Annotated in this window: 17 protein-coding genes and 1 pseudogene; 10 read left to right on the top strand and 8 right to left on the bottom strand. The window is 69.2% G+C overall.

The features are described 5' to 3' along the window. Positions 1-11 precede the first annotated feature (11 nt). Both ON20_RS15870 and ON20_RS15865 read left to right on the top strand, forming a co-directional pair. Complete coding sequence (locus ON20_RS15870) at positions 12-842, top strand: shikimate dehydrogenase (protein WP_040836425.1); 831 nt, start codon at positions 12-14, stop codon at positions 840-842. Between the two features lie 85 nt (positions 843-927). Beyond that, complete coding sequence (locus ON20_RS15865) at positions 928-1,401, top strand: B-4DMT family transporter (protein ID WP_040836423.1); 474 nt, start codon at positions 928-930, stop codon at positions 1,399-1,401. 258 nt (positions 1,402-1,659) lie between these two features. Here ON20_RS15865 and ON20_RS15860 read toward each other — a convergent pair whose 3' ends face one another. The 5 genes and pseudogenes from ON20_RS15860 to ON20_RS15840 all read right to left on the bottom strand — a co-directional run bounded on the left by ON20_RS15860 (position 1,660) and on the right by ON20_RS15840 (position 6,202). Beyond that, positions 1,660-2,007, bottom strand: coding sequence for a hypothetical protein (locus tag ON20_RS15860; protein WP_040836378.1), 348 nt, complete (start codon positions 2,005-2,007; stop codon positions 1,660-1,662). Positions 2,008-2,082: 75 nt separating this feature from the next. After that, a complete protein-coding gene (gene aroB / locus ON20_RS15855; RefSeq protein WP_040836377.1) occupies positions 2,083-3,204 on the bottom strand; it encodes a 3-dehydroquinate synthase in 1,122 nt (373 codons plus the stop codon). Positions 3,205-3,722: 518 nt separating this feature from the next. Next, positions 3,723-4,382, bottom strand: a pseudogene (locus ON20_RS38950) (shikimate kinase); the annotation flags it as partial. After that, a complete protein-coding gene (aroC, locus tag ON20_RS15845) occupies positions 4,379-5,617 on the bottom strand; it encodes a chorismate synthase (RefSeq protein WP_051162567.1) in 1,239 nt (412 codons plus the stop codon). The pseudogene ON20_RS38950 and the gene aroC, both read right to left, overlap by 4 nt. 75 nt (positions 5,618-5,692) lie before the next feature. Then, complete coding sequence (locus ON20_RS15840) at positions 5,693-6,202, bottom strand: prepilin peptidase (RefSeq protein WP_040836419.1); 510 nt, start codon at positions 6,200-6,202, stop codon at positions 5,693-5,695. A 145-nt stretch (positions 6,203-6,347) separates the two neighbouring features. Between ON20_RS15840 and ON20_RS15835 the strand changes: the two genes are divergently transcribed. Genes ON20_RS15835 through ON20_RS15820 form a run of 4 tightly spaced genes read left to right on the top strand, consistent with a single transcriptional unit; the run spans position 6,348 to position 8,846 of the window. Further along, positions 6,348-7,475: a M24 family metallopeptidase gene (locus ON20_RS15835; RefSeq protein WP_040836375.1), complete on the top strand. Its 1,128-nt coding sequence runs from the start codon at positions 6,348-6,350 to the stop codon at positions 7,473-7,475. A 38-nt stretch (positions 7,476-7,513) separates the two neighbouring features. Next, complete coding sequence (gene efp / locus ON20_RS15830) at positions 7,514-8,077, top strand: elongation factor P (protein WP_040836373.1); 564 nt, start codon at positions 7,514-7,516, stop codon at positions 8,075-8,077. Between the two features lie 2 nt (positions 8,078-8,079). Further along, complete coding sequence (gene nusB / locus ON20_RS15825) at positions 8,080-8,586, top strand: transcription antitermination factor NusB (RefSeq protein ID WP_040836371.1); 507 nt, start codon at positions 8,080-8,082, stop codon at positions 8,584-8,586. A 2-nt stretch (positions 8,587-8,588) separates the two neighbouring features. Then, positions 8,589-8,846, top strand: coding sequence for a YciI family protein (locus ON20_RS15820; protein ID WP_040836369.1), 258 nt, complete (start codon positions 8,589-8,591; stop codon positions 8,844-8,846). 36 nt (positions 8,847-8,882) lie between these two features. On the opposite strand, the gene ON20_RS15815 is transcribed toward ON20_RS15820, so the two are convergent. Beyond that, positions 8,883-10,046 (bottom strand): serpin family protein, encoded by a 1,164-nt coding sequence (locus ON20_RS15815; protein ID WP_040836367.1) that lies wholly within the window; start codon positions 10,044-10,046, stop codon positions 8,883-8,885. A 279-nt stretch (positions 10,047-10,325) separates the two neighbouring features. Between ON20_RS15815 and ON20_RS15810 the strand changes: the two genes are divergently transcribed. Then, positions 10,326-10,859 (top strand): DUF4334 domain-containing protein, encoded by a 534-nt coding sequence (locus tag ON20_RS15810; RefSeq protein WP_040836418.1) that lies wholly within the window; start codon positions 10,326-10,328, stop codon positions 10,857-10,859. A 99-nt stretch (positions 10,860-10,958) separates the two neighbouring features. Here ON20_RS15810 and ON20_RS15805 read toward each other — a convergent pair whose 3' ends face one another. After that, the gene (locus tag ON20_RS15805; RefSeq protein ID WP_083864947.1) at positions 10,959-11,915 is read right to left on the bottom strand and encodes a quinone oxidoreductase family protein; all 957 of its coding nucleotides are present in this window, start codon (positions 11,913-11,915) and stop codon (positions 10,959-10,961) included. A gap of 100 nt (positions 11,916-12,015) precedes the next feature. Between ON20_RS15805 and ON20_RS15800 the strand changes: the two genes are divergently transcribed. Beyond that, positions 12,016-12,588 carry a TetR/AcrR family transcriptional regulator gene (locus ON20_RS15800; protein ID WP_040836363.1) on the top strand — a complete coding sequence of 191 codons (573 nt, stop codon included), beginning with the start codon at positions 12,016-12,018 and terminating at the stop codon, positions 12,586-12,588. Positions 12,589-12,609: 21 nt separating this feature from the next. On the opposite strand, the gene ON20_RS15795 is transcribed toward ON20_RS15800, so the two are convergent. Continuing rightward, on the bottom strand, positions 12,610-13,236 hold the full coding sequence (locus ON20_RS15795) for an alpha-ketoglutarate-dependent dioxygenase AlkB (protein ID WP_040836361.1): 627 nt from the start codon (positions 13,234-13,236) through the stop codon (positions 12,610-12,612). 374 nt (positions 13,237-13,610) lie between these two features. Between ON20_RS15795 and pyrR the strand changes: the two genes are divergently transcribed. Together pyrR and ON20_RS15785 are read left to right on the top strand one after the other, a co-directional pair. Continuing rightward, complete coding sequence (gene pyrR, locus ON20_RS15790) at positions 13,611-14,282, top strand: bifunctional pyr operon transcriptional regulator/uracil phosphoribosyltransferase PyrR (RefSeq protein ID WP_040836358.1); 672 nt, start codon at positions 13,611-13,613, stop codon at positions 14,280-14,282. Continuing rightward, on the top strand, positions 14,279-15,235 hold the full coding sequence (locus ON20_RS15785; protein WP_040836357.1) for an aspartate carbamoyltransferase catalytic subunit: 957 nt from the start codon (positions 14,279-14,281) through the stop codon (positions 15,233-15,235). Before pyrR ends, ON20_RS15785 begins: the two co-directional genes overlap by 4 nt. Positions 15,236-15,242: the final 7 nt, after the last annotated feature.

Below are 15,242 nucleotides of genomic sequence, written 5' to 3'. Positions count from 1 at the left end.
CCGAACACACCGTGACGGACGAACCGACCGGCGTGACGCGGCGGGCGGCGGTGCTGGGCAGCCCGATCGCGCATTCCCGCTCACCGCAGCTGCATTTGGCCGCCTATCGCGCGCTCGGGCTGGACTGGGCCTACGAACGTATCGAGTGCAGCGCCGAGCGGTTGCCCGGACTGGTCGACGGTCTGGGCCCGGAGTGGGTGGGACTCTCGGTCACCATGCCCGGCAAGGAAGCGGCTCTCGCCTATGCGAGCGATCGCACGGAACGCGCGGTTCTGGTGGGATCGGCCAATACCCTGGTTCGTGTCGACGATGGGTGGCGGGCCGACTGCACCGATGTGGACGGGGTTCTGGGCGCCCTGCGCGGCGGCGGTGTCGCCGGGATCGACGCGGGCGTGGTGCTGGGAGCCGGTGGGACCGCGCGGCCCGCGCTGCTGGCCCTGTCCGAACTGGGAGCCCGTGCGGTCACCGTTGTCGCCCGCGATGCCGGACGCGCCCGACCGGCGGTGGAGCTCGCCGCACGGCTCGGTATGAGTGCGACGGTCATCGGATTCGACCCGGTGATCCTCGCCGAGGTGTGTGCGCGGGCCGGCGCCGTGGTCAGCACTGTTCCCGCGTCGGCCGCCGCGGCGGTCGCGTCGGCGGTCGCGTCGGCCCCGGTGGTTCTCGACGCCATCTACAGCCCGTGGCCGACACCGCTGGCCGATGCCGTCGGCGCGGCCGGGCATACCGTACTCGGTGGCCTGGACATGCTGCTGAATCAGGCGTACGGGCAGGTGGAGCAGTTCACCGGGCGGCCGGCCCCGCGTGCGGCCATGGCCGCCGCGCTCGCGGCGCTGTCGTAGCGGCAGCGGCCGGCGAGCCGCACTACCGGATATTTCTGTAACGGGTTCTAGTTATGGTGCTCGGGCCCGGGTTATGGTGTTCGGCATGACTGCGTGGGTGATGCGGGCCATGGCGCTCGGTGCGCTGACCGTGGCACTGCGGACGGTGCTCGGTTTCGCGATGGAGTACTGGCCGACGTACGGTGTGTGGTTTCGACTGCTGTGCCTCGTCGTGCTGATCGGCTCGGCGCTCGCGTGGGGTGTGCTGGACGGCCGTCGGGACCGCCGTATCAACCCCGATCCGGAACACGGCTCGGACCTGACCATCCTGTGGTTGCAGGCGGCCGTCGCCGGTGGCCTCGGCAGCGGCCTGCTGGCCTGGGTGTTGGACTTCGTCCCCGCCTTCGACCTCGGCGACAGTGGTCTGTTGTTCGAGGCGACCGCCGCGGCCGCGTTCATCGTGCTGCTGATCTTCATCCCCGCCCTGATCGGTGTCGCCGTAGGACGCCGACGGGTCGATCGGAAGGACGGCGGGGCGGCGCTCGGTGCACCGGGGCAGCCGGCGGGCTCCGCCGCCTGACGGATGTTCGCGTCGGACGAATTTCGTGGCGACCGCGGGGAGCGGCACCATGGGGGCCGGCCTCGACCTCGCTGACAGTCGTTCTGTCCGGGTTCGGGCGCGTCCACGCCGGCACCCCGCGGCGGACGCCACCCGGCCGTGAAAGTGCCGATACGCATGGTCTGCCAGGTGATTTGGCGTACTCGACCCGAGGACATCGCCATGGGGACAAATCGTCGCGCGCATCCGGCCGAGGGCTCGGGCCGGGCGGCGCCGGTATCAGCCGGCGGTGGGAACGGTCTCGGAACGCCGATGGATCAGCGTGACGGCAGTGACCAGGTACACCGCGGCAACCACGAAGTCCAGAATGGCCTGCGGGGTTTCATTGTGGTCGAGGCGTTCCAGGGCCGCGATCGTGACGACACCTGAGCCGAACAGAAAGCCGGTGATCAGCACTGGAACCGAGGTCGCGGTGGGGAGTGCCGCGCCGACGAGAAGCACGAGGGAGAAAACCAGGTCCGGGGCTGCGAAGATACTGTCCGCCCGGTAGTCGGCATCGAATATCGGCGCGCCGACCAGCCAGACGCTCACGGGTACGGCAACGATCCGGGCGGCGATGAGAGACATGGGGACTCCTGGACGAATCGGAGGTCGTCCATCCCAGAATCGCCCGCCCGGCGCGATGTCGCAATCGGTTTCGGCTCAGAGCAATACGGCGCCGCCGCCTGATTTGCCCTCGCGGGCGACCGCCGAATACGCGGCGGCGAGCAGTGACGGGTCGGGCCCCTCCAGGCGGCCGGGCTTGGCGAGGCCGTCGAGTACCACGAAACGCAACACGCCCGAACGGGTTTTCTTATCGGTTTGCATGGCCTCCAGCAGTTGTGGGAGAGCATCGGGATCATAGGTGGTGGGCAGGCCGACGCTCTCCAGTACCGTGCGGTGACGGTCGGCGGTGGCGTCGTCGAGGCGGCCGGCCAGCCGGCCCAGTTCCGCGGCGAATACCAGTCCCACCGCGACCGCGGCGCCGTGCCGCCAGCGGTAGCGTTCCCGACGTTCGATGGCGTGGCCGAGAGTATGGCCGTAATTGAGGATTTCGCGCAGGGCGGCCTCTTTCAGATCGGCGGCGACGACCTCCGCCTTGACCGCGACGGACCGGCGGATCAGTTCCGGCAGCACCGTACCGCCGGGGTAGAGTGCGGCCTGTGGATCGCGTTCGATGAGATCCAGGATCACCGGGTCGGCGATGAAACCGGTCTTGATGATCTCGGCCATGCCGGCGACGATCTCGTTGTGCGGCACCGTTTCCAGGGTCGCCAGATCCACCAGCACCGCCGACGGTTCGTGGAAGCAGCCGACCAGGTTTTTACCGGCCTCGGTATTGATCCCCGTCTTACCACCCACGGCGGCGTCCACCATCGCGAGCAGAGTGGTGGGGACGTGCACGATCCTGACCCCGCGCATCCAGGTGGCGGCCACGAAACCCGCCAGGTCGGTGGCCGCGCCGCCGCCAAGGCTCACCACCATATCCTTGCGGGTGAGCCCGATCCGGCCGAGTACCTCCCAGCAGAACCCGGCCACCGGCAGGTCCTTGCCCGCCTCGGCGTCGGGGATCTCGATCCGGTGGGCATCGATCCCGGTCTCGGCCAGCGCGCCGCGGATCACCTCGGCCGTCTCGGCCAGCGGCGGTTGATGGAAGATCGCGACCGTGCGCACCCCGCCGCCGGCGGTGACCGTCTCGACGAGATCACCGAGCAGCCCACGGCCGATGATCACCGGGTAGGGGTCGGCGGTGCGGACCTCGATACGGCTCGGTTCTGCTGTCACGTGCGGTGCTCCGATTCTGTCCGTTCCGATTCCATACGTTCCCGCCGGCGCGCCCGCGCACGGGACCGGCGGGCACGGGACCGGCGGGAGCGGCCCGTGGAGTTCTTTCCGACCGGCCGGTTGTCCGCGGCGGTGTCGGTTTGTTCAGGCTGCTCGGGGCCCACGCCGGGGGCGCCCCGGTCGGCGGCATCCGTCCGCGCCGGGTTCGAGGCCGAACCGGTGCCGTTTCGCGTGGAGGAGCGACGGGCCCGGCGCGATGGCGCGGAACCGGCGCCGCTTCGGGTGGGTGTGGCGGTGGTACCGGACCGCCCGGGTACCGCGGTGGTGTCGTCTGCCGTGACGCCTTCCGATCTCGGCGCAGCGGTACCGGGGTTCGCCGGCTCGCCGCCGGATCGTCCCGGAGCGGTTCGGACGTGCGTCGGGACGCTGCCAGGGCGTTTCGAGGTGCCGTCGGAGCGCGTCGAGGCGGCGTCGGAGGGTGTGGCGGTATCCACTCGGTCCGACATATCCGGTCGAGCCGAGGCGGTTCGCCGGGAGTCGAGCGTGGTGGACCGGGTCCGGCGCCGCGAGCGGGGCCTGCCACCGCGCCGCCGGGGCGGTCCGTCCGCGCGCTGGTCGGTCGTCGGCTGCGCGCTGTCCGTGGGGGCGGGTTCCAACGACAGTTTCCCGAGGATCATGCGGACCACTCGCCCGGGACTGCGGCCGTCGGTCCGCACCCGCACCGTGGCGACCTCGCGGTACAGCGGTCGCCGCCGACGCATCAGTTCGCGGTACTTCGCGGCCGGGTCGGTGCCGTTGAGCAGGGGGCGGGCATTGCTCGCGCCGGTGCGCCGCAGCCCCTCGGCCACGCTGATCTCCAGGTACACCACCGTCCGACCGCGCAGCAGGGCCCGGGTGTTCGCCGAGAGAACCGCCCCGCCGCCGAGGGAAACCACGCCCTGCCGAGTGAGGATGGCGCGCCGCACCACCCGTTCCTCGACCTTGCGGAACCCGGCTTCGCCGTCGGTGGCGAAGATATCGGGAATGGTCCGCCCGGTCTCCTCCTCGATCCCGGTATCGGTGTCGTAGAGGTCGACACCGAGTTCCCGGGCCAGCTTCCGCCCGATCGTCGACTTTCCGGCGCCGGGCGGGCCGACCAACACGACGCGCGGCGCGCGCGGGTCGGTCCGCACGATCATCGTGACGGGCCGGCAGCGTCGGATGCGGTATCGCGCGCGGTCAGATGCGGTCGGTTCCCGGTCCGCTCCAGATAGCCGGTGAGATTGCCGACGGTCTCGGCCAGCGAATCGCCGCCGAGCTTCTCCAGCGCCGCCTGCGCGATCACCAGGGCCACCATCGATTCGGCGACCACCCCCGCGGCCGGTACCGCGCACACATCGGAACGCTGGTGGATCGCCACCGCTTCCTCGCCGGAGGACATATCGACGGTGGACAGGGCACGTGGCACGGTGGAGATGGGTTTCATGGCCGCGCGCACCCGCAGCGCCTCGCCGTTGGTCATCCCGCCCTCGAGGCCGCCCGCGCGGTTGGTGGACCGCAACACTCCGTCGGGGCCCGGTCGCATCTCGTCATGCGCCTGGCTGCCACGCCGGCGCGCCGTTTCGAAACCGTCGCCCACCTCGACGCCCTTGATCGCCTGGATACCCATGAGCGCCGCGGCGAGCCGGGAATCGAGCCGGTTCTCCCCGCTGGTGAACGAGCCCAGTCCCACCGGCAACCCCTCCACGACCACCTCGACGACGCCGCCGAGGGTGTCGCCGTCCTTTTTCGCCGCATCGATCTCGGCGATCATCGCCGCCTCGGCCTCGGCGTCGAAGGCACGTACCGGGCTCTGGTCGATGGCTGCCAGGTCGGTGGCGGTGGGCACCACCCCGGTGGCGTTCGCCGCTGTCCCGATCGAGATCACATGCGAGACGACCTCCACCCCGAGCGCCTGCCGCAGGAACGCCCGCGCCACCGTTCCCGCGGCGACGCGGGCGGCGGTCTCGCGGGCACTGGCCCGTTCCAGCACCGGCCGGGCATCGTCGAATCCGTACTTGAGCATGCCCGAGTAGTCGGCATGTCCGGGACGCGGACGGGTGAGCGGGGCATTGCGGGCGAGTTCGGCGAGTTCGGCCGGATCCACCGGATCGGCGGACATGACCGTGATCCACTTGGGCCATTCCGAATTGGCGATCTCGATCGCCACCGGTCCGCCCATGGTGCGTCCGTGCCGCACGCCGCCGATCATCGTCACCTTGTCGGCCTCGAACTTCATCCGGGCGCCGCGCCCGTAGCCGAGACGTCGCCGCGCCAACTGTGCGGAGATTTCCTCCGACGTCACCTCGACACCGGCCACCATCCCCTCCAGGATGGCGACAAGAGCGGGCCCATGGGATTCTCCAGCAGTTATCCAGCGCAGCACGCTGTCCATCTTCCCATGTCGACATGCCGGCGTCGGCACGCGGTGGGCGGTGTCCATCGGGTCGGAGGCCGAGTGGCCGTGCGGTCACCGGAACAGCAGGGCCACAACGGTCGCCGCGCACATCGAGGGTCCGTGTGGCAGGGTTGGAGCGGGATCGTCGGGGGGTCGCGCCCGGTACGACGGGATACTGCCCGGTCGGCGGGTGCCCGGGTCGCCGGTTCGTCGACGGTCGCCCGCCCAACGGGCCGCCAGTACCCCCACGCCGACGAAACCGGTGAGCAGCGGTGCCGCCAGCGCTGCCCACACCCAGACCGATCCGCCACCCATCCCGGTCGCCGCGCCCAGCCCCACCGCGAGCTTCACATCGCCGGCGCCGAAGGCGGCGGGACGCGACAGATGCACCAGGAGATAGGGGACTGCCAGCAGAACCGATCCGGCCGCCGCCGCGCCGAACCGCCCGCCGGCGAACGCATAGCCGAGAACGGCGACGGCACCCCATCCGGTGAGCGAATTCGGCAGGCGCCTCGTGCGTATATCGCTGACACTCAGCGCGCAGCACCACAGGACGAGAAGCGAGAAAGCGAGGACCGACATACCGTCCACGATTCCGGCTCGGAGGGACGGTGGAGCCGGAAGAGGCAGAAATGTGGACAACTCGCCCACCCGAACTGCATTGTGAACAGAATCCGATTCGGACCTGTGGTCGAGAGATCACCGCCGGCGGCGGTACTTTTGACCCATGTCTGCTGAAGCCGCGGGGCACGCACCCGACTACGCGGCGCGCCGGGGCGCGTTGCGCAGCCTGCTGGTCGAGAACGAGATCGACGGGCTCCTCGTCACCGACCTGGTGAACATCAGATATCTGACCGGATTCACCGGATCGAACGCCGCCCTGCTGGTGCACTCATGGGATACCCCCGGTGCCGAGGACCGCACGGTCATCGCCACCGATGGGCGCTACCACACCCAGGTCGGCCGACAGGTGCCGGACCTGTGTGCCGAGATCGCCCGGGCCAGCACACGGCGAGTGGTGGAACTGGCGTGTGAATGGCAGTTCGGCCGGGTCGGCTACGAAAGCCATGTCGTCACCGTCGACCAGCACCGTGGATTCGAAGAGTTGGGCACGGGGCTGGAGCTGGTGGCCACCCCGGGGCTTGTCGAACAGTTGCGCATGGTGAAGGACGACTACGAGATCAACCGGCTGCGCGCGGCCTGCGCGGTCGGTGACGAGGCGCTGGCGGCCCTGCTCACCAACGGTGCGCTACGGTCGGGACGCACCGAACGCCAGGTGGCCCGGGATCTGGAGTGGGCGATGTTCGAACGCGGTGCCGAGGCGGTCGCCTTCAAAACCATTGTCGCCGCCGGCGCGAATTCCGCGGTACCGCATCACCGGCCCACCGAGGCGGTGCTGGCCACCGGGGATTTCGTCAAGATCGACTTCGGTGCGGTGGTCGGCGGCTACCACTCCGATATGACCCGCACCTTCGTGCTCGGCCGGCCCGCGAACTGGCAGCGCGAGGTGTACGAACTGGTCTTCCAGGCTCAGCGGGCCGGACGGGAGGCACTGGGGCCGGGGGTGCCCGTCGCCGATGTCGACGCGGCCGCGCGGGAGGTGATCGCCGCCGCCGGACACGGCTCGCTGTTCGTGCACGGGCTCGGGCACGGGGTGGGCCTGCGCATCCATGAAGCGCCCGGAATAGCCAAAACCGGCACGGGTACACTCCAGTCTGGCGTGGCGGTGACCGTTGAGCCAGGTGTGTACTTTCCCGGCCGCGGAGGAGTCCGGATCGAGGACACACTCGTGGTGCGCGACGAAGGCGCGGAGCTGCTCACCCACACCGCCAAAGACCTGACCGTCGTCGAGTGACGCCGGTCGCGAAAGCGAATTGAGGAGACCCGAAGACAGTGGCGGACACCAGCGACTTCAAGAACGGCCTCGTGCTGAAGATCGACGGTCAGCTCCAGCAGATCGTCGAGTTCCAGCACGTCAAGCCGGGCAAGGGTCCCGCCTTCGTGCGAACGAAGCTGAAGAATGTGCTGTCCGGCAAGACCGTCGACAAAACCTTCAACGCGGGTGTGAAGGTGGAGACCGCGACCGTCGACCGCCGCGATATGACGTACCTGTACCACGACGGCTCCGACTACGTGTTCATGGACGGCGAGACCTTCGACCAGATCGCCATCTCCGAGGCCACCATCGGTGACAGTGCCCGATTCCTGCTGGAGAACATGAACGTCCAGGTCGCCACCCATGAGGGCGAGCCGCTGTATGTCGAACTGCCGGTCGCCGTCGAGCTCGAGGTCACCCATACCGAAACCGGTCTCCAGGGCGATCGGTCCACCGGCGGCACCAAGCCCGCCACCGTGGAAACCGGCGCCGAGGTCCAGGTGCCCCTGTTCATCAACACCGGCGACAAGCTGCGCATCGATACGCGCGACGGCAGCTACCTGGGCCGGGTCAATTCCTGACCGTGACCGACCGGCCCGCGGACAAGAAGTCCGGCTACAAGAAACTCGGCGCCCGGCACAAGGCCCGCCGGCGGGCGGTGGATCTGCTGTTCGAGGCGGAGGCCCGCGATATCGACCCGGCCGACCTGGCCGATGAGCGGGTCGAGCTCGCCGCTCGCGACCAGGGCGTGGCGCCGGTACCCGCCTATACCCGCACCCTGGTCGACGGTGTCGCCGAGGACCTGGACCAGGTCGACGGCACGATCGAGTCGTACCTGCAGGACTGGACCCTGTCCCGGCTGCCCGCCGTGGACCGGGCCATTCTCCGGGTGGCGGTGTGGGAGCTGCTGCACGCCGACGACGTTCCCCCCGTGGTCGCGGTGGACGAGGCGGTGGAGCTGGCCAAGGAGCTGTCGACCGACGACTCGCCGGCCTTCGTGAACGGTGTGCTCGGACAGGTCGTCCAGGTGGCGCCGCAGGTCCGCGCGGCCGCTGCGGCCACCCGCACCCGTCCCGATCCGGAGCGGTGAGGGTGCGCAAATATCTGGTCCTGGTGATGCGCACTCCACGGTTCGACCCGTCGGTCATCGAACCGCACAAACGGTTCCTGGCCGAACTGCGTGAGCGGGACATGCTCCAGGAAAGCGGTCGTTTCGCCGACGGCACCGGGGGCGCCTATATCGTTCTCGCGGATTCCCTGGCGCAGGCGAAGGAGATCGTGTACACCGACCCGGTGCACACCACCGGTGCCTCGGAGCTGACCGTGTACGAGTGGGAGATCACCGGCTGAACGCCGTTCGGATCCCTCCTCGTCCGGCCGGGGCGGTCAGGTGGGTCGGGTGGCAACCCATCCGGCGACCAGGACGAGCCCGGTGGGTCGGTGCACGGCCGCGAAACCGAACGGACGATCGAAGGTCACCGTGCAGACCGTGATCCGGTTCTCCGTCGGCCGCACGGGCATGGCGCCGGCGATCAGGCCGAAAGCAGTGATCGCGGCGGCCTCGAAACCGTCGCGGGTGAAGCGAGCCACTACATCTTGGGCGCCGGCGTCGATACGCAGCGGTTTCGGGGATATCCCCGGGAAATGGTCGCCCGTGTTCATGGCCGTTCGCAGGCCGAACAGCTCCCTCAACCGCGAATGGCGGCAGAAGTCGTATGTCGAGCGGATATCGAACGGTGGTACCCGGAGCCGAAGCAGATTCTGGGGTCTCGGTGCTGTCTCCTCATGCACCGTCAGCCCGGGCCCGACCGTACCGGCCGGAAGGTCGGTACGCGCCCCGATAGTTCCGCCGAGCGCTTCCAGGCCGGTGACCAGCACTTGGTCGGGTGTGCCCGGTCCTTGAAGCAGGTGGACGTCGACGTCGGCGGTACCGTCCACGACGACCCGGGTGACCGGCACCGGCCCGTCGAGAATCGCCACTGTGTGGTCGGTGTAGAGGGAGGTGATGCGCGACAGACCGGGGCCGTGCAGTCCTCGCCACGGACCCGACTCCGGAGTCATCGCCGTTTCCTGGAACTTCTCGACCCACTCGGTACGGACGGCCAGCGCCGTAGCGAGTACGAGCAGGGTCGTAGGGTCTACCCGTAAGGGGAATTGCCTGATCAGGCCCTGGGTATGCCGGTCGGTCCACGCGTCCAGCGCCGCTTGGTCGGTGATCAGGTCCACGGTGCCGCGGGGCAGTGCGCCGAGCCATTCGCTGTTCAGCGGAAGTGACCGGTTCACCCAGACGCCGAGTGCTCCCGACAGGTCGTGCGCATTGTTCATCGTGTCGAGGAGTCGCAGGGCGGCGGAGTGCGCCGTGTCGGCGGGCATTCCGATCGCTGCCTCGAGTTCGACGCGAGCCGGTCCTCGAGCGGCCGCGCCGAGTAGGCCGAGCAGGGGCCACAGCCCCGCCCCCGAGAGGACGAAATCCTGCTTTCCCGCGAGTTCGCACCAGCGTCCGGTGAGCCGGTTGGCCGTATCGACTCCGGGATCGAGTGTGGACCGCATTCGCCCACCCTAATCGGTGGGTGGTGTCGGAGTCTCGGAACGAGGACCGTACCGATACCTGACAACACCTGTCGCGCAATCGGGTTCATACCACGGTGGTCGGACCGGCGTGCGTACGCCGACGCGCTGGGTTTCGCGATCGGTATGGCGTCGATCGCCGTGGCGACCGCATTGTGAGAGACAGATAGACTTTCTCTGTAATGTTCCCGGTCCGTCTCCCGCGGCGGGAGACGCGTCAGGGAGTGCGCGACCGAAACCGATCGTGAAGGAGTGCGGGTGATGACGGAGAACGGGAGCGTGACGCTTCCCGAGAGTGGATGCACCACCGCGCAGGCGTGGGAGATCTTCGATCGGCTGCCCGCCGCCCGGGTGGACGAGGTGGTCACGGGGCGATGGCGCGGCGAGGAACTGCCCACCGGGCATCCGATGGACGGTCTGCTGACCGAATCCGGGTGGTACGGCAAACAATTCGACGCGCCGGACGAGGTGCACCCGTTGCTGTTCACCGATGAGACCGGAACGGTTTTCCCGGTGGATCCGCGACGGGTGCCGCTCGCGCCGGCCGGGAGGATTCCCGCCGGCCGGCTGCGTCCGGTCCGCAGGAATCTGCGGAAGCTGGCGCCCGCGCTGCGCGCCCGCAAACCGGGGGCGCGATTGCGCGATATCGAGTACCGGGGTGTGGTGAGCGCGGCCATGATCTACGACCATTTGCCGATCATCGACCACTTCCGCCGGCTCGACGAGAACAGCCTGCTGGGCGTCATGGATATGCGCGGCCTGAGCGAACCGTATTTCTTCCTGTTGCGCCGCTGATCGCCGATTCCCGATACACCTGCCCGGCGGGCCCGTACCGGGAACCGGCGGACGACCGTGGCGCGCTTCGCCGCGGATCGATTTCGACTGCGTCGACCGTTACCGTTCGCCGGGGCGCAGGATGATCTTGCCGAGCGGTGCCCGCGCTTCGACCAATTCGTGCGCATGAGCCGCCCGATCCAGCGGCAGTACGGTCTCCACGGCGGGGACGAGTGTTGCCGCGCGGGCCAGGGCCGCCGAGCGGGCCCGGTGCACCCGGGCCAACCATGCGGGCCCAGCGCAGGCGGTGAGGGTCAGACCCCGCGCGAGCAGATCGCCGGCCGTCACCTGTGCCGGTGCTCCGGACAACCATCCGTAGGTGAGCATCCGACCCCTGTCCGGTGTCATGAGGTCGAGTAGAGCGTGGGCGCTCGTGCCGCCGATGGAATCGAATACGACGTCGACCGTCGCGGGGTCGAGCAGCAAGCGGGCCTGCCGGATCCAGTCCGGATCGCTGTGGTCGAGGACCTCGTCGGCTCCCAGTTCGCGTGCCCGTTCGACCTTGGTCGCACCGCCGGCCGTGGCGAGCACACGTGCCGCTCCGGCCTCCTTCGCCAACTGGACCAGATAGCTGCCGACGCCCGTCGCGCCCGCCTCGACGAGAACCGTCTCTGTGCCCGTGAACCGGGCGGTTTCCAACAGGGTGAGCGCGACCGCGCCGCTCATGAGCGTGGCGGCGGCCTCGTCCGTCGAGAGGCCGTCGGGGATGGCGGTCGCCGATCCGGCCGGGACGCTGACGTATTCGGCGTACGAGCCGGTGCCGTCGGTCGCCACCACCACGCGCCGCCCGAGATACTCCTCGGAGACATCGGATCCGATCTCGGTGACCACGCCCGCCGCCTGGAATCCGAATACCACCGGCGGTTGCGCCGCCATAGGGAAGACGCCGGCGCGCAGGGCGACCTCGGGATACAGCACCGGGACGGCCTCGACGCGAATCAGGACCTCCCCGGGCTCCGGGGCGGGTACGGGAACGTCGCGGACGACGAGCACCTCGGGCCCGCCCGTCTCGGTCATTACGATTGCCTGCATTGATAACCCCATAACTTGACTGACGGCCCACTTAATTGTGAACGAGAATATGGACCGACGGTCAAGTTGTCAACGAAAGGGTGCCATGACCGAGCGCCGCCCGAAAGAGCGTGCCGACGCCGCGCGTAACCGGCGCGCGATACTCGACGCCACCGCAGCGCTGCTGGCCGAACACGGCGCCGCCGCCATCACCATGGACCGGGTCGCCGCGGCGGCCGGCGTGGGCAAGGGCACGATCTTCCACCGCTTCGGCAGCCGCGCAGGCCTGTTGCACGAGATGGTCGCCGAGAGCGCGCAGACGCTGATGGACGAGGTGACCAACGGCCCGCCGCCGTTGGGTCCGGGCGCCCCGCCCGGGGAACGCTTGATGGCGTATTTCGAGGCCATGGCGCGGATGATCGTCGACAATCTCGAGCTGATGGTCGCCTACCGGACCGAACCACCGCATCCGCGCACCGCGGAGTTCCACGCATTCTGGGATCGGCACATCACCGACCTGCTGAGCCGGGCGCGCCCGGATCTGGACGCGGAGGTCGTGGGCCGGCTGCTGCTGGCGGGCCTGGCCGGGGAGGTGGTGCCGAGGATGGCCCGAGCGGGCGACATCGACCGATTGCTGGCCGCGGTGCGGGCGCTGGTCGAGTCCGTGGTGCGCGCCTGAACGACGGGGTCGATCGCCTGATCAGCGCACATTGCGCGGGCGGAACTGCACGCTGATACGCGGGCCGACGGTAGGGCGGGCCTTGGGAACCGAGTGCTCCCAGGTGCGTTGGCAGGAACCGCCCATGACCAGCAGGTCGCCGTGGCCGGGCCGGAAGCGCAGGCTCGGCCCGCCGGTGCGAGGTCGCAGCAGCAACGGTCGCGGGGCCCCCAAGGTGAGAATGGCGACGAGGGTGTCCTCATGGGCGCCCCGGCCTATGGTGTCACCGTGCCAGGCGACACTGTCGCGCCCGTCGCGGTAATAGCACAGGCCCGCCGTGCGAAACGGTTCTCCCAACTCCGAACGGTAATAGTCACTCAGGGCGTCCCGGGCTTCGTCGAGTATCGGATCGGGGAGGGGAGCGGATTCCGGGTAGAAGCGGACCAGTCGTGGCACGTCCACCACGCGGTCGTACATCGCCCGCCGCTCGGTCCGCCACGGCACGGATACCACCAGTCGGTGGAACAGTTCGTCGGCGCCGCGCAGCCATCCGGGGCGCAGGTCCACCCACGCTCCGTGCGCGAGCCGGGTCCGGTGCAGTGGTGTCGACGGTTCGAGTCGGACCTCGTCGAATCCGTCGAGCAGCGATCCCCGCAGCGGAGCGGCCATGCGGCCGAGAGTACTCGATATCGAACATATGTTCAGGATGTGAGGCGCCGCGTCGGCGACCGAGTCGGTCCTGCCCGGCAGTCACTTCGATATCGGGCGTTTCGGGGTCACTACCGCCGGGCCTCGGTACCACGCCCGGTGCGATCCTCCGACCGGCCGGTCACCGCGATCCGCAAGCGACACGGCTTCCGCTGCGTCACACCATGATGCGCCATCGGCCACATACCGGGAGGTCGGGCCGATGCGCCGTGGCCCGGCCCACACTTGAATACCAGCCTCTCACCTGGTGAAAAGCGCTCTCGGCGGGCTGCTAGGCTGCTGTGCGTAAGACATCCTTTAACGGACCGTCCAGTGAGGCGGGGAAGGAGGTCGGCATGGCTGTGCCCGAGGAAAGGGCCGCCACGTCCGGCGCTGCCGAGGCATCGGCGGAGGGTGGACAGAAGACGACCGGCGGTCAAGCGCAGCGGCACACTCCGGAGTGGGTGGCGGCGGGGCGGGAACTGCTGTCGCCGTCCGATGTGGGACGGACCATCGCGCGGATGGCGCATCAGATCATCGAGAAGACCGCGCTCGACTCGGGTGAGCCGGACGCTGCCCGGGTCGTGCTGATCGGTATCCCTACCCGCGGCACCACGCTCGCCGCGCGGCTCACCGACAAGATCGAGGAGTTCTCCGAGGTCCGCCCCGCGCTCGGCTCCCTCGATATCACCCTCTACCGCGACGACCTGCGCACCCGTCCGCACCGCCCCCTGGAACGCACCTCGGTGCCCGAGGGGGGAATCGAGGACGCGCTGGTCGTGCTGGTCGACGATGTGCTGTTCTCCGGACGCACCGTCCGCTCCGCACTGGACGGGCTCCGGGATCTGGGCCGCCCCCGCGCCGTGCAACTGGCGGTACTCGTCGACCGCGGCCACCGTGAACTACCGATCCGCGCCGACTACGTCGGCAAAAACGTGCCGACCGCGCGCAGCGAGGACATCTCCGTGCTACTCACCGAGCACGACGGCCGCGACGGCGTCTATCTGCATCAGGAGGAGTCCCGGTGAGGCATCTGCTGACCGTCACCGACCTGGACCGTCCCGCCGCCACCGAGTTGCTCGACGAGGCCGAACGGTTCGAACAGGCACTGCTCGGACGGGAAGTGCGCAAACTGCCGACCCTGCGCGGGCGCACCGTGATGACGGTGTTCTTCGAGAACTCCACCCGTACCCGGGTCTCCTTCGAGGTTGCGGGCAAGTGGATGAGCGCCGATGTGATCAATGTGAGCGCGAGCAGTTCCTCGGTCGCCAAGGGCGAATCGCTGCGCGATACCGCGCTCACCCTGCACGCGGCCGGGGCGGACGCACTCATCGTGCGGCATCCGTCCTCCGGTGCCGCGCACCAGATCGCGCACTGGTTCGAGAGCTGGTCACGGCGTACGGCGAGTTCGGTGCCGGCGGTGATCAACGCCGGTGACGGAACGCACGAACACCCCACCCAGGCGCTGTTGGACGCGTTGACCCTGCGTCAGCGGCTCGGCGATATCGCGGGCCGGCGGGTGGTGATCGTCGGCGATATCCTGCACAGCCGGGTGGCGCGGTCCAATGCGTTCCTGCTGTCCACCCTCGGCGCGGAGGTGGTGCTGGTGGCGCCACACACCCTGCTGCCGGTGGGGGTGAGCGGCTGGCCGGTGCGGGTGTCGGCGGATCTGGACGCCGAACTGCCGGGTGCGGACGCGGTGCTGATGCTGCGGGTGCAAGCGGAGCGGATGAATGGGGGATTCTTCCCGTCGGCCCGCGAATATGCGGTGCACTACGGACTGTCCGAACGCAGGCTCGCCCTGCTCGACGACCACGCGGTGGTCCTGCACCCGGGCCCGATGCTGCGCGGGATGGAAATCGCCTCCTCGGTGGCCGATTCACCGCGGGCGGCCATCCTCCAACAGGTGACGAACGGAGTCCATATGCGCATGGCGGTGTTGTTCCGCCTACTGGTAGGCGTACAGGAGGCCGCGGCATGAGCGGGCT

This window comes from Nocardia brevicatena NBRC 12119 (assembly GCF_000308495.1).
Taxonomy (GTDB): domain Bacteria; phylum Actinomycetota; class Actinomycetes; order Mycobacteriales; family Mycobacteriaceae; genus Nocardia; species Nocardia brevicatena.
This window is presented reverse-complemented; position numbering and strand designations above follow the sequence as displayed.

What these genes read in the sequence shown, in the direction of transcription:
- ON20_RS15865 (WP_040836423.1), top strand. Translation starts at nt 928, where the DNA reads ATGACTGCGTGGGTGATGCGGGCCATGGCGCTCGGTGCGCTGACCGTG.
- ON20_RS15860 (WP_040836378.1), bottom strand. Translation starts at nt 2,007, where the DNA reads ATGTCTCTCATCGCCGCCCGGATCGTTGCCGTACCCGTGAGCGTCTGG.
- aroC (WP_051162567.1), bottom strand. Translation starts at nt 5,617, where the DNA reads ATGGACAGCGTGCTGCGCTGGATAACTGCTGGAGAATCCCATGGGCCC.
- ON20_RS15840 (WP_040836419.1), bottom strand. Translation starts at nt 6,202, where the DNA reads ATGTCGGTCCTCGCTTTCTCGCTTCTCGTCCTGTGGTGCTGCGCGCTG.
- ON20_RS15835 (WP_040836375.1), top strand. Translation starts at nt 6,348, where the DNA reads ATGTCTGCTGAAGCCGCGGGGCACGCACCCGACTACGCGGCGCGCCGG.
- ON20_RS15815 (WP_040836367.1), bottom strand. Translation starts at nt 10,046, where the DNA reads ATGCGGTCCACACTCGATCCCGGAGTCGATACGGCCAACCGGCTCACC.
- ON20_RS15810 (WP_040836418.1), top strand. Translation starts at nt 10,326, where the DNA reads ATGACGGAGAACGGGAGCGTGACGCTTCCCGAGAGTGGATGCACCACC.
- ON20_RS15805 (WP_083864947.1), bottom strand. Translation starts at nt 11,915, where the DNA reads ATGACCGAGACGGGCGGGCCCGAGGTGCTCGTCGTCCGCGACGTTCCC.
- ON20_RS15800 (WP_040836363.1), top strand. Translation starts at nt 12,016, where the DNA reads ATGACCGAGCGCCGCCCGAAAGAGCGTGCCGACGCCGCGCGTAACCGG.
- ON20_RS15795 (WP_040836361.1), bottom strand. Translation starts at nt 13,236, where the DNA reads ATGGCCGCTCCGCTGCGGGGATCGCTGCTCGACGGATTCGACGAGGTC.
- pyrR (WP_040836358.1), top strand. Translation starts at nt 13,611, where the DNA reads ATGGCTGTGCCCGAGGAAAGGGCCGCCACGTCCGGCGCTGCCGAGGCA.